11 protein-coding genes are annotated in these 12,805 nt (G+C 51.2%); 5 read left to right on the forward strand and 6 right to left on the reverse strand.

Translation table 11 applies throughout. The features are described from left to right. Positions 1-194 precede the first annotated feature (194 nt). Positions 195-1,412 carry a S1C family serine protease gene (locus ACOQPM_RS22195; RefSeq protein ID WP_420630580.1) on the forward strand — a complete coding sequence of 406 codons (1,218 nt, stop codon included), beginning with the start codon at positions 195-197 and terminating at the stop codon, positions 1,410-1,412. Positions 1,413-1,586: 174 nt separating this feature from the next. Here the strand turns inward: ACOQPM_RS22195 and ACOQPM_RS22200 are convergent, their stop codons facing one another. Both ACOQPM_RS22200 and ACOQPM_RS22205 read right to left on the reverse strand, forming a co-directional pair. Continuing rightward, a complete protein-coding gene (locus ACOQPM_RS22200; protein ID WP_420630581.1) occupies positions 1,587-3,242 on the reverse strand; it encodes an aldehyde dehydrogenase family protein in 1,656 nt (551 codons plus the stop codon). Between the two features lie 114 nt (positions 3,243-3,356). Beyond that, positions 3,357-5,135: a GMC oxidoreductase gene (locus ACOQPM_RS22205; RefSeq protein ID WP_420630582.1), complete on the reverse strand. Its 1,779-nt coding sequence runs from the start codon at positions 5,133-5,135 to the stop codon at positions 3,357-3,359. 491 nt (positions 5,136-5,626) lie between these two features. Here ACOQPM_RS22205 and ACOQPM_RS22210 point away from each other — a divergent pair, with 491 nt between their 5' ends. Together ACOQPM_RS22210 and ACOQPM_RS22215 are read left to right on the forward strand one after the other, a co-directional pair. Continuing rightward, positions 5,627-6,409, forward strand: a complete 783-nt coding sequence (locus tag ACOQPM_RS22210; protein ID WP_420630583.1) for a ParA family protein — start codon at positions 5,627-5,629, stop codon at positions 6,407-6,409. Position 6,410: 1 nt separating this feature from the next. Next, positions 6,411-7,511, forward strand: a complete 1,101-nt coding sequence (locus ACOQPM_RS22215; protein ID WP_420630584.1) for a ParB/RepB/Spo0J family partition protein — start codon at positions 6,411-6,413, stop codon at positions 7,509-7,511. Positions 7,512-7,518: 7 nt separating this feature from the next. On the opposite strand, the gene ACOQPM_RS22220 is transcribed toward ACOQPM_RS22215, so the two are convergent. Then, positions 7,519-8,352 carry an IS982 family transposase gene (locus ACOQPM_RS22220; RefSeq protein WP_420627395.1) on the reverse strand — a complete coding sequence of 278 codons (834 nt, stop codon included), beginning with the start codon at positions 8,350-8,352 and terminating at the stop codon, positions 7,519-7,521. Between the two features lie 152 nt (positions 8,353-8,504). After that, positions 8,505-9,218 (reverse strand): response regulator transcription factor, encoded by a 714-nt coding sequence (locus ACOQPM_RS22225; protein WP_420630585.1) that lies wholly within the window; start codon positions 9,216-9,218, stop codon positions 8,505-8,507. Positions 9,219-9,534: 316 nt separating this feature from the next. Between ACOQPM_RS22225 and ACOQPM_RS22230 the strand changes: the two genes are divergently transcribed. Together ACOQPM_RS22230 and ACOQPM_RS22235 are read left to right on the forward strand one after the other, a co-directional pair. Beyond that, positions 9,535-11,055, forward strand: a complete 1,521-nt coding sequence (locus ACOQPM_RS22230; protein WP_420630586.1) for an aldo/keto reductase — start codon at positions 9,535-9,537, stop codon at positions 11,053-11,055. A 109-nt stretch (positions 11,056-11,164) separates the two neighbouring features. Further along, complete coding sequence (locus ACOQPM_RS22235) at positions 11,165-11,365, forward strand: DUF2267 domain-containing protein (RefSeq protein ID WP_420630587.1); 201 nt, start codon at positions 11,165-11,167, stop codon at positions 11,363-11,365. 58 nt (positions 11,366-11,423) lie between these two features. Here ACOQPM_RS22235 and ACOQPM_RS22240 read toward each other — a convergent pair whose 3' ends face one another. Beyond that, a complete protein-coding gene (locus ACOQPM_RS22240) occupies positions 11,424-11,795 on the reverse strand; it encodes a DUF6504 family protein (RefSeq protein ID WP_420630588.1) in 372 nt (123 codons plus the stop codon). Beyond that, a complete protein-coding gene (locus ACOQPM_RS22245) occupies positions 11,795-12,796 on the reverse strand; it encodes a hypothetical protein (protein ID WP_420630589.1) in 1,002 nt (333 codons plus the stop codon). The genes ACOQPM_RS22240 and ACOQPM_RS22245 overlap by 1 nt, the downstream gene beginning before the upstream one ends. Positions 12,797-12,805: the final 9 nt, after the last annotated feature.

Below are 12,805 nucleotides of genomic sequence, written 5' to 3' on the forward strand. Positions count from 1 at the left end.
AGCCACGCTTTACACATTTTTTGCAATTTCCCCACATACTGTCTTTATCTCGCAAATCACAAGAAGATTCTTCAAGCACCCGAACCTTCGCCGCTGTGATTTGATTTTTGTAGAAGCAGGGAACCGCTCCTTGCTTACATTCTCAACTTTCCTGCTTCTACTTCAAATTTTTCTCAACTTTGTCTGGAGGCAAAATGAACCATCAATTCTCAAAAAGCACTATTAAGTATGCTTGGCTCCCATTTTTTGTACTGCTCACAATAATGCTGGCTGCGTGCGGCGGTGCAGAAACGGCGGCTAATCCCGTCACCCAAGCCATCAATACCCTCACCGAAGAAGCTGAACCCGAAACCACTATTTTGGAGGAAAGTGATCCTGTCGCAGAAACGGCCGTTGTACCAGCAGCACCTGAAATTGTGGAAGAAACGGCCGTCACCTCCCCACCCATCACGCCATCCACCGATCTCTTTGCCCAGGAACAGCAGTTTGTGTCTATTTATGAAAACGTCAACCCTGCTGTGGTCAACATTGCCATTGGCAGCGGGCAAGGTTCTGGCTTTCTGATTGACGGCAACGGGCATATTGTCACCAACAACCACGTTGTGGAAAATGGTGGGCAAATTGTGGTGAACTTTGAAGACGGCCGTCAACTCCCCGCCATCATTGTCGGTACCGATATATCATCCGACCTGGCTGTGATTCAGGTAGATGCTAACGAAATCCAAGACATCACCCCCGTGCAGCTAGCCGATTCAGATGCGTTGAAGGTGGGGCAAATTGTTATCGCCATCGGCAGTCCATTTGGCCTGCAAAATAGCATGACCACCGGAATTATCTCCGCGTTAGATCGGCTGTTTCCCGGCGCAGTGGGCCCCAACGGCGTGCCTTTCCAAATTCCCAACATCATCCAGACCGATGCCGCCATCAACCCAGGCAACTCCGGTGGACCGTTGCTCAACTTGAATGGCCAGGTCATCGGCGTAAACACGGCTATTGAGTCTCCCGTGCGCGGCTCGTCGGGCATTGGTTACGCGGTGCCAGCCAATATTGTGAGCAACATTGTGCCGCAGATTATTGCAAACGGGCGTGTAGACACCCCCTGGCTCGGCATCTCCGGCGGCCTCATTTCAGAAGATGCAGCGCTAGCGCTTGGCCTCCCTGCCGACCAAACCGGCATCCTGATTAATGAAGCAATTGCTGGCGGCCCTGCTGCCACCGCTGGCCTGCGCGGTGGCAACAGTCCTGACGTAATTATTGGTGTAGACGGCGTGGAAATTGTGGAATTTGATGATTTGCTGGGCTACTTGGTGCAGCAAACCATCGTGGGGCAAACCATCCAGCTGCAAATTATGCGGGACGGTCAACCACAAACCGTCAACGTCACCCTAGCAGCCCGCCCTGCTACCAGCTAAAAATTGTGCCAAACTGATAGGAAAGAAAAAAAGACGCATTTTCAGCCCTTCTTTCCATCTAAGTTGATAAACAAAAAAAAAGCAAGCAAATAACCCACCATTTGCTTGCTTTTCTACAATTTTAAACGCGGCATCCCTAAATTTGGTGCTATTATAGGGATTTAGATGATATTTCTATTTTCGGGTGCGGAGCACAAAGGCGATGATGGCGGCTCCTAAAGCAGCGGTTAAGCCAACGGCCGTACCTACCTTTCTCGCTTTTGGTTTTACCTCTTTGTCTTCGATGAGTTCCACCACTGGCTTCAACTTTTGCTTGGGCGACGTACCAAATGCCAGATGAATAATGCCCGATCCCAGCTTGTAATTCCCTGGCTGGCGTAAAATCGTAGCAATGTCAAACGGCAGCGGCGGGTTGCCCACCACATAGGCCCGCGTTTGCGTAAATTGCAGTAAATCCTTCTTGCCATGCGTCCGCCCAATGCCAGACTCCTTCACCCCACCAAACGGCAAGCGCGGAATGGCAAAATGGGACATCGTGTCGTTGATGTTGACCGAGCCGACGTACAGTTCCTTTGCCACGCGCTCCCCTCGCGCCAAATCACGGCTCCAAACCGAGGCGCTCAATCCCAAATTGGAATCATTGGCTAATTGAATCGCATGTACCTCATCATCTACCATCATAATGGGCACCACAGGGCCAAACGTCTCTTCACGCATGATTTTCATGCTGTGGTCCACATTCACCATCACGGTAGGCTCCATATACATGCCATCCCGATTGCCCCCGTGAATGATCTGTGCGCCTTTTGTTAGGGCATCTTCCACATGGTCTTCAATAATGTCCACTTGCCGCTGGAAAGTGAGCGGCCCAATGTCGTTAAGATTGTCTATTTCCGGGCTGTATCCTTGCTTTAGCTGGCGCGTCTCTTCCAAAAATGCCTCCAGAAAACGATCATAGACCGATTCAACGACGTAAATGCGTTCTACTGCCATGCAGGTTTGCCCGGTGTTGTAGAAGGCACCCCATGCGCCCCAGCGTGCGGCCGCTTCAATGTCCGCATCTTCCAAAACAATCATTGGGTCTTTGCCACCCAGTTCACATACCACGGGGGTCATATTTTCGGCAGCGGCGCGCATCACCAACCGGCCCGTTTTGGTTGAACCAGTCAAAAAGATGAGGTCTGGCTTGGATTGAACGAGGGCGGCACCCACACGGCCGTCTCCGTGCAAAAAGCGCACAAACGGAGCTAGCTCTGGTAACTTTTGGAACAGCTTCTCGATCATCACGCCCGTTGCGGCCGTCACTTCAGACGGCTTCACCAAAACAGTGTTCCCAGCCAGCAAAGCAGAGATAACTGGCGGCAAAATGAGCACCAGCGGGTAGTTCCAGGGGCCAATAACCCCCACCACCCCATGCGGATGCTGCTCAATATAGCATCGCTTGAAGATTTGCAGCCCTGGCGAAATGCGGCGACGGCGCAGCCAACGGGGCGCTCGGTTGCAATATTGGTTAATCAGATCAACCGTCATGAATAGCTCTGCCAGCGCATCCTGACGACTTTTGCCGTTATCCTGGTTCATAACGGCCGTAATCTCATCCATCTCGTCAATCAGCAGTGTTTGCAGCTGCCGCACAATGCGTACCCGCTCTTTTACTGGCTTGGCAGCCCAGGCGCGAGCGGCCGTTGCCATCTCACGGCGCGCATTTTGCACATCAGCTTCCGTGCCCATCACCACAGACCCAAATTGTTCACCCGTTGCCGGATTCACAAAAGGCAAATAGTCAGCCTTGCCGTTTAATGGCCGTCCCTTAATTACCTCACTTGTCATTGTCCCCATCATCGCGCTCCTTACAAAAATTTAGCCACAGATTAACACAAATGAGCACAGATTTATCTTTCTTTATCCATATCAATCCGTGTTCATCAGTGTCCTAACATTATTTTATCTTTTCTTCCACAAGCTAAACAAGGCCAAGCCACCTAAAGCAGCAACCCCAGCCCAAGCTAAAACACGTTGGCGACGGCCGTTTCCATTCACATTTTCTTCAGGCAAATAGGCGGGGGCGGTTAACGGCCGTATCTTTTCGGCCTCCTCTGCCTTTGGCACCAAACTCATGGCCCGCTCTGTCATGGCCGTAATGGTTAGGCTAGGATTCACGCCCAAATTGGCCGGAATCACAGAGCCATCCGCCACAAACAGCCCCGGATAGTTGAACACCTCATGCCTTGTATCAATCACGCCATCAGCTTCACTGGCCCCAATGCCACAGCCACCCAAAATGTGGGCCGTAGAAGGTGTTTCCAGCAGCACTTCATTCATGGTAGATTGCGGGATGCCATTTGTCTTTTCGGCAAACCGATTAACCACCGAGCGTCCTGCATCAATCACAGCCGGAATAGGCAGGCTTTCATCTCGTTCGCTAACCAAACCCTGTCGGAATAGCGTAAAAATGCTGCGCCCCCGCTTGAGTCGCATCCGGTTTTCGGCCGTTTGCATGATGAGCAAAATCGTAGAGTCTCTGGCCCAGTCAGGCAAAAAGCGTGCCTTGAGAAAGTCATACGGCCGTTTCACCCCTTCTAGCACAAAGCGACCAAAACGCCGCCAGCCGCCTCCCTGTAAGCTCACCAGCGGCACCGCCAAATTACGCATCAGCGACGAACCACGCGGATACCGTACCGGCTCCACGCTCGTCATCTCATCCAGCCAAAAGTGAGAGGTAATGGCAACGCCTTTCGAGTAATCCACCTCACCATCACGGGCAGTGACGCCCATAAGCGCCTCACTGTTACTGCGAACCATCCAGCCCAATCTTTTGGAAAGCTGCGGCAGCGTTTTCGCTTCATCGCGGCATTTCAACAATAAGTTAACGGTGCCCAGCACGCCCGCCGCAACGATTACATTGCGGGCATGCACAATCTGCTTCCGCTTAAACACCCAATCGGTCACTTTTTCGTATTCAATTTCATACCTTGCAGCACCGGGTTGTGGGCCGTACAACGGCCGTATCTCCTGCACATTTGCCTCAGACCGCACCTCAGCCCCCCATTTTTCAGCAAAATAGAGGTAATTTTTGTCCAGCGTATTCTTCGCATTGTGGCGGCAACCAACCATACAGCCACCACAATGAATGCAGCCTGCCCGGTCTGGCCCTTCGCCACCAAAAAACGGATCGGGCACTGTTTCACCCGGATCGCCAAAGAAAATTGCCACCGGCGTCGGTTTGAACGTGTGTCCCTGACCAACCTCGTTGGCAATCTCCTGCAAGCGGTAGTCGGATGGCCAAAACAGCGGGTTTTCCCGCACGCCCAGCATTCGGTTGGCGGTTTTGAAGTGGGGTCCCAGCTCTGCTTGCCAATCAGCCAAATCGGCCCACTCCTCAGCATCGTAAAACTGTTCGCCCGGCTCAATGTGGGTACTGGCATACACCAAACTGCCGCCGCCCACACCGCTGCCGTTCAAAATCATCATGTCATCTAAAAAATTGATACCCATGATGCCAAAACAGCGCAAAGCTGGCTGCCATAAATATTTAAATATGTTCCAATTTGTCTTGGGGAAGTCTTCAGCACGATACCGCTTACCCCTCTCTAAAACGAGCACGCGATATCCTTTTTCGGCCAGGCGCATTGCCGAAACGCTACCACCAAATCCAGAACCAATGATGACGTAATCATACACATCATTAGCCTCTGCTGGGAAATGCGGGGAGTTTTGTGTCATTTTTAACCTTATAGGACTTATGCAATTTGCGAGCTGTGGCCGGCGTCGGTGCATGCATGCACAACCGTGCCACCTGCCTGGCTCGGTCAGGAGGCCAGCCAGAGCAACTGCATAGATCCTGCCTTAAAGACGGCCGTTTCCAAAACGAACCATCATCGAATCACATCCTTGCTATAACACAGTGCGTTATTAAATATAACGCACTGTGTTATATTGTAAGCAATTTTTCTGAATTTGTACACCCTGATCAACAAGATATGATCAAAATCAGTCAAATTACCCAACACAATGCACCCCTTACGCTACCAAAATATTCTCAAGAGCCACCTGACTAACAAGTGTCAACCCCGGTTGACACTTCTTTGACGCATGATTCCCTTCGTGATATTGTTGATTGCTAGGGAGAAGTTGCTAGTTGTTAGTGGTTGGTGGCTAGCAACATCTACAGTTCACTAGCAACGAACCACCAGCTACTAGACTGAGGAGAAGCAATGACCAAAATTATTGCCGTGGCCATGCAAAAAGGAGGGGTCGGTAAAACAACCACCACCATCAACTTGGCAGCTGCTTTGAGCGAGATGGGCAATCGCGTTCTGGCCGTTGATTTAGACCCCCAATGCAACCTCACCCAGCATGCAGGCTTTGACCCCGATAACCTCAGCCCCACCATTTATGACGCCTTCAAAAGCGAAATTGACGGCTACGAGAGCGATGTTATCGGCTCGATTTACGAAACCGACGAAAAGTTCCACCTGCTGCCTGCCCAGGCAGAACTCAGCCTCATCGAGTTGTCGCTTATCAACACCCTCAGCCGAGAGCGCGTGTTGACCACTATTTTAAGCAGCGTTGTCAACCAATACGATTACATCCTCATTGACTGCAATCCATCGCTAGGGTTGTTGGTGGTGAATGCACTAACGGCCGCTTCCAGCGTCATCATCCCCATCCAAACAGAATATCTGGCAGCACGCGGAGCCTTAATGATCCTCTCCAGCATTGAAACCGTGCGGCGCAAAAAACTCAATCCAAACCTCGCCATCGAAGGCATCTTGCTCACAATGGCCGACACGCGCACCACGCTTACCCGTGACATCCTGGCCGCCATAGACAACCAGTACGGCGACGGCATCCGCATCTTCGAGCCAATTGTGAAACGCTCTGTCCGCTTTGCAGAGAGTGCCGTTACCGGCCAAAGCATCCTTGCTTACGATGGCACAGGACAAGGCGCAGAAGCATATCGTCAAATTGCCCAGCAAATTGCCAGAGGAAGTTAGCATGGGACGCAAAAAACGAGGCAAAATCAGCCTATCGCAACCCAGCAAACCACATGCTGGCGACCTGGAAAAACTGTTCGTCACCAGTGATGATGTAGAGCAGGCATCTGGGCTGGTGCTGCTAGCATTGCGCGTGGACGCTATCCAGCCAGACCCTTCCCAGCCGCGCCAAACCTTCCCGCAAGAAAGTCTAGAGGAATTAAGCGAAAGCATTCGGCAAGATGGCGTTATTCAGCCCATCGAAGTCACCGAAATTACCCCGAACAACTACCTCATTGTGCATGGCGAACGACGCTGGCGTGCGGCCCAAATGGCGGGTCTGGAGACCATTCCTGCCGTCGTGCAGCGACGCAATTACGATAATGTCACTCGTTTTGTGCGCCAATTAGTAGAAAACATCCAACGTGAAGATTTAAACGATGTAGATCGGGCAGCGGGGCTGCTGCGGCTGCGTGAACTCATGCAAAACGAGCTGGATGCTGCCCGTGCCGAAGGTGTGACCAGCGATGAGCCCTGGGGCAAAAAGGTATCCTGGGCAAAGGTAGGCAAGCGGCTAGGCTACTCGCGCCAGCGTATTCACCAGCTAATCAAGCTGCTGGATCTGCCGGACGAAATTCAGGATGATGTGCGAGGTGGCGTGCTTACCGAGCGAGATACCCGCATTTACCAGGGGTTAAAGCCATCGCAGCAGCGAGCCCTGCACACGGCACGGCTGGCTGGTGACTTAACGCCTGCTGATGTAAGAAATGTGGCTCGCTACCTCAAGGAAAATCCAGATAAAACCGTTTATCAGACGATTCGAGACTTAAAAGAAATAGCGGAGATGGAGGAGGATCTGCCCACTGAATTCCCCGAAGAAGATCTCTTTGCCCCCGCCAGCAAAGGTGCTACGGTCGTACCGCACGAAGCCGACACGCTACCAGACCTCGCTCCCAGCACAATCAAAGTAGGTAACATCGAGAGGCTACGCTACGTTATGCATCATTTACCACGTATCAAGGTTCATGGATTAGCACCGGGGGAAAAAGCTGAAGTCGTGCGGCGGCTGGAAATCATTCAGCAGCATGTCAACAGCTTACTCGCTGCCTTGCAGGATGATTAAAAATAACTCAAGTTGCTACCTTAAAAATATGGCTGACACTCTCAGCCAGAACAAATAATGCGATTTTCAGCTCAAAGCCTGCGGCTGTGACTGCATGAATGCTCCTCGGCATCCTGCGTGCAATGGATGACCCTGTCGTCTCCACAATCTTGCGATGCAGTTTTATCCAATAAGTGCGCCACGGTGGATACGGCCGTTTGCTGTTTTTCTTGCGTACAGGACATAGTTTCACCTGTCTTGTCTCATTGATTAAGTCTTCCATGGTGTAATCATTGTAGATTTTGTCTGCATAGATTTCTGAACCCGTCGGTAGGTCAAACTGAAAGGAGCGCAGGTGAGTCACATCGCTTTCAGAACCCGGTGTTAGGAAGAACTCAACTGGTTGACCCTGACTGGTGACCATCAAATGTAGTTTGAGTCCATAGAAGTAGCGGCGTTTGCTCGCAATCTTGCCGCGATACTTCTCTTCTCGATAGAGACGACAGCGGCGAATGCGCCAATTGTCACACACCACAATAGGAAAGGTATCGATCACGTAAATCGAATCGCTACTGACCCCTTTCCAGTGGGCGCCCAACATCTCGATAAAGGTCACGATGTAATGGCTCACTCGATGCAGACGACGTGAATACCGACTTTTGCTCAACATGGTTGGTATGTAGCCGCCTTGATGCAAGAAGGCACGGGCAAGTTCATAATTGCCGCTAAAAAACAGAGCAGCCACGATTGCTGTGGTGATGACCTCGGAATCGTTCATGCGGCATTGACTGTTTTCATGATGACCTAAACCAAGCAAAAGGTCGTTAACCAGCGTGTAAATCGCTACAATTTGTTCGTCCATGATTGTCCTCGTAAAAATGGTTTGGTGGTTCAAACCCACTTTACTTGGCTTTCATGGACTTCACCATTTTTGACTGTTAAGGTAGCAACTTAGGTTAAATTTAGTAATTGTCTTCGGCTGGTGGTGCAAGATGATTGTTTGAACGCAGCAAGCTACTTTTCTGTAGCAACTGCTTTCTCGAGCTTTTCAAAGCGGTAGCCCACACCCCGTTCATTGTGAATATAATCTGGTTGTGTCGGATTCTGCTCTAGCTTTTTACGTAAATGCCCCACAAAAATTCGCACATAATTAACGTCAAAGGTGTAACTGTCGTCCCATACATTGCTAAAGAGTTCTTCGTGGCTAACCACGGCGGGGGATTTTGTAACCAGTGCGAGAAGTAAGGCAAACTCTTTCTTCGTTAGCTTAAGGAGTTGTCCCTCTTTAATAACTTCGCGCTTTCGCACATCAACAGACAATGTGCCGTCATTAAACAAAACGCCATCAGGCGCTTTTACCGACCAGCGCAAAGCGGAACGAATGCGAGCGACCACCACTTGTTGGTCAAATGGCTTGATGATGTAATCATTGGCTCCCAGTTCTAGCCCGCGCACGGTATCTTCGCTGGTTACGTGTGCTGCTGTGAGAATAATAATCGGCACATTGGATTTTTCACGTATTCGTTCACAAACCTCCCAACCATCAACCACCGGCATATTTAAATCGAGCACAATGAGATCGGGATTGTGCTCTTCTACCATTTGCAAACCAATCAAGCCATTTTCAGCCAGCAGGGGCACATAGTCATTGTTAAGCAGCAAATGTTTCATAATCAGTAACATTTCACGGCTATCATCAATTACCAGAACTTTTTCCTTGTTCGACATTAATCACTTGTCCAGGCTGCAAATTTTTGTATAAGCAAAACGGCCGTATCCACACCAACACATTCATTATCTGTCCAGATGCTTACAGTTTACTATACGAGGTGCTATTTTTTGAGGCAAGAAAACCTTACAAAAGTCCACTCTTTGACACAGAAACCAAAATCCACGTCACAAATTTATTTTTAAACAAGGGTAGGGGAACAAGTGTCAACCCCGGTTGACGTTTCACGGGAAACATTTATGTAAATGAATTGCCGATTGTGCCGTTTGGCTTTACGATTAGCAGCACTGTTTTTTACACGGTTTTGGAGAACAAATGAGCATTCCTGGCAAAGCAACGGCCGTTGCTACCCAACACTATTTTCAGCAGCACCACAGCATCAGCACGTCCACCATACCGGAGCTAGATTGGCAGATAAGCCAAACTGGTTTTGGCAGTTACCGTGTCGCTATCGGGCAGAAAAATCATGAACAAGCGTTGCGGCAGGCGCTCCAAAGCGGCATTAACCTCATTGACACCAGCAGCAATTACGGCGATGGTGGCTCAGAACGGCTGATTGGCCGCGTCATGGCAGAGTTAATTGACAGTGACGAAATCAGCCGAGAGCAGGTGGTAGTTGTATCCAAAGTGGGTTATTTGCAAGGGTTTAACTATGCACTGGCCCAACAGTGCAAACAGGCCGGACGGCCGTTTCCCAACCTGGTAAAGTACGCTGAGGGTCTCGACCACTGCATCCACCCCGACTTTTTGGAAGATCAACTCGCCCGCAGCCTGGAGCGGCTAAACCTGGAGACACTGGACGTTTACCTACTGCACAACCCGGAATATTACCTAAGCTGGGCACAACGCCGCCCCATCCCCCTAGACGAAGCACGCCGCACTTATTACCAGCGCATCCGGCTGGCTTTTGAGTTTTTAGAGCAGGCGGTGGTGAACGGCCGTATCCAAAGTTACGGTATCAGTTCAAACAGTTTCCCAAGCCCAGCCCGCAGCTATACCTTTACCGACCTCAGCCACATCTGGCAAATTGCCCAAGAGATTGGCTCCGACCACCATTTTCGCTGGGTGCAGCTACCCATGAACCTACTGGAAACCGGCGCAGCCACTGAAGCAAACCAGCCAGACGGCCAGACCGTTCTGCAATTTGCTCAGGCGCATCATTTGGCTGTGCTGGTCAACCGCCCGCTCAACGCCATTGTGCAAGAAAGCCTCACCCGCTTGGCCGATGTATTGCCCCCCAGCTACCCAGCTACACCAGAAGAGGTGTCAACCGCGGTTGACAGTTGCGTGCAGCTAGAAACCCAATTTGCCAACCAGCATCTCGCTGGCCTGCACCTGGACGACGAGACGAATCAGCAGCTGCTCGATTATCTTTCTGTGGGGCGAATGTTGGAAGGCAACTGGAGCGGGTTCGGCACATTCCAAAATTGGCAAGACGTGCGGTCTCAATTTATTCTGCCACGCTCACAAACGGCCGTGGAATTCCTCTCCAACCGCCCAAATTTGCCCGCTGAGGCCGCTTTGTGGCTGGACGAGTACGTGGAGGCAGCAAATATTGCGTTAGCGGCTCTGAGCGCGTTTTATCAGGAGCAGGCAGCCAAGCGCACCAAACGCATTCAGGAAACGGCCGTCTCTGCCGACCCAGCGTGGCAAGCAAAAACGTTAAGCCAAACGGCCGTGCGTGCCCTCCGCAGCAGCAAAGGCATCAGCAGCGTGTTGGTGGGAATGCGCCAGCAGCGTTATGTTCTCGACATCCTGGCTGACCTCAGCCAACCAGTTGTCGTCCAAGACCGCAGCGCATCTTGGCAAACCATGAAGCTGAACAGCAAAAAATAACAGCCAACTTATCACCTACCCATCTGCAAATCTACAACCTTCCCCAAAATTGTGACCAGCTACTAAAAGCCGTGTCCAACGGTTAGCACATTAAACAAAGGAGCAAAAAATGGATGAATTAGTGAAAGTTGTAACAGAACGTACCGGATTACCCGAAGCACAGGCGCAAAAAGCAACCGAAGCGGTTTTGGACTTCCTCAAAGAGAAGTTGCCAGCCCCATTGGCAGGTCAACTGGATAACGTGCTAGAGAATCCCGGCATGGCAGACCAGGCTTCAAACATTCTGGGTAACTTGTTCGGGAAGAAATAATAGAAAGTAGAAGGATTAGAAGAGAAAAAAGGCGGTGGCTGGGAAGAGTCACCGCCTTTTAGGTTTCATCAGATTGATCTGGCAAAATCTCCTGGTACAGATGCCAACTCCCCAACCGCTGTGCCTGCCCTTTGGGTGCCCGGTCGTAGTAGATGTCGAAGAGACGGCCGTTGCCCACCTGCACCCGAAAATAGTATCGCCCCACACCCCAGGAACCCCGTTTTGCCGCCTTTTTCAGATTTTCAGGCCGCATATTGTTAGCCATCCGTCCGCGACGGCCGTAATCCCGCCACTCCTGTAAATTTGCCACAATTTCATGCGTTTCGCCTCGCCATACAAAGCGTACCGGGCAAGGTGGCAGCTTGGCAAACAGCGGCTCGTTATCAAACGCCACCGTAATTGGGTCACCAATAAAGCGCGTCGGGGTCATCAGGGCGTCCAGCTCAAAGAATCAGAGGCAGATTGTTCCAGCAGAAGCCGCACTTCACTGCCATCAGGCTGCATTAAGTACAAACCGGATTGGGTAGCAAAGGCAATGGTACGGCCGTCTGGAGACAACGACCCGTACTGCCCAACTCGCGCTTCAGAGGTAATTGGCTCCGGTTCGCCACTGCTCACCGGTACGCGCCACCAACGGGAAGGCAAATTGTGTGCCGCAGCCACCTCAATCCCCAGCAGTTGCTCCCACCAGGTGGCAGAACTCGCCTGCTCGGCCACAGCCGAAAAATAAAGCCACTCCCCATTTGCAGAGAAAAACGGGCTGTCTAAGGTTACAAAACAGTCGCGCGGCACCAAAACGGTTAGATTGCTGCCATCCGTCTCAGCTAAAATTAGCTCTGCGGCCAAAGAATCAAGATCAATATTTACGTATGCGAGAAAACGGCCGTCTGGCGACACTCTCGGCCAAATGCCATTCTCAGCCAGCGGTTCCACCATGCCCGTAGCCAGTTCCACCCGCTCCAGCGTGGTCGTAAAGGTGAAAGCATCTTCATCCAGGGGCTTTACGTGCGAATAGTAAAGCCATTCCCCATCTGGCGACCAGGCAGGATTGAAAAAGACCTCCTGCTCGGCGGTGCGCTTGATGAGTAAGCGGGGTTCAGAACGGCCGTCTGCCAACAACAAGTAAAGGCTGCTATAGCCAAACTGGATTTCATTTTCACCGGGAGAGGGTGCATACGTCATGGCAATCTGGCTGCCGTCTGGCGAAGCGGCCATATGGCTCAGCCACGCATTCTGTGGCACTTCAAACAGCGACTCTACATCGCCAGTCGCTACGTCATACCGCATCAATGCCTGGCGATGCGGTTCCTGCAAAATGAAGAAAAGGTTGCCGTTTACTGTGTCGGTTTCTGGCGGAACGGCCGTTTCCTCACCCCCACCACATGCCGCTAGCAAACCAATCAAGCTGAGCCAAAGCAACAATCGAATCATTCTCATGCG

The sequence above is a fragment of the Candidatus Leptofilum sp. genome (assembly GCF_965223525.1).
Classification (GTDB): domain Bacteria; phylum Chloroflexota; class Anaerolineae; order Promineifilales; family Promineifilaceae; genus Leptofilum.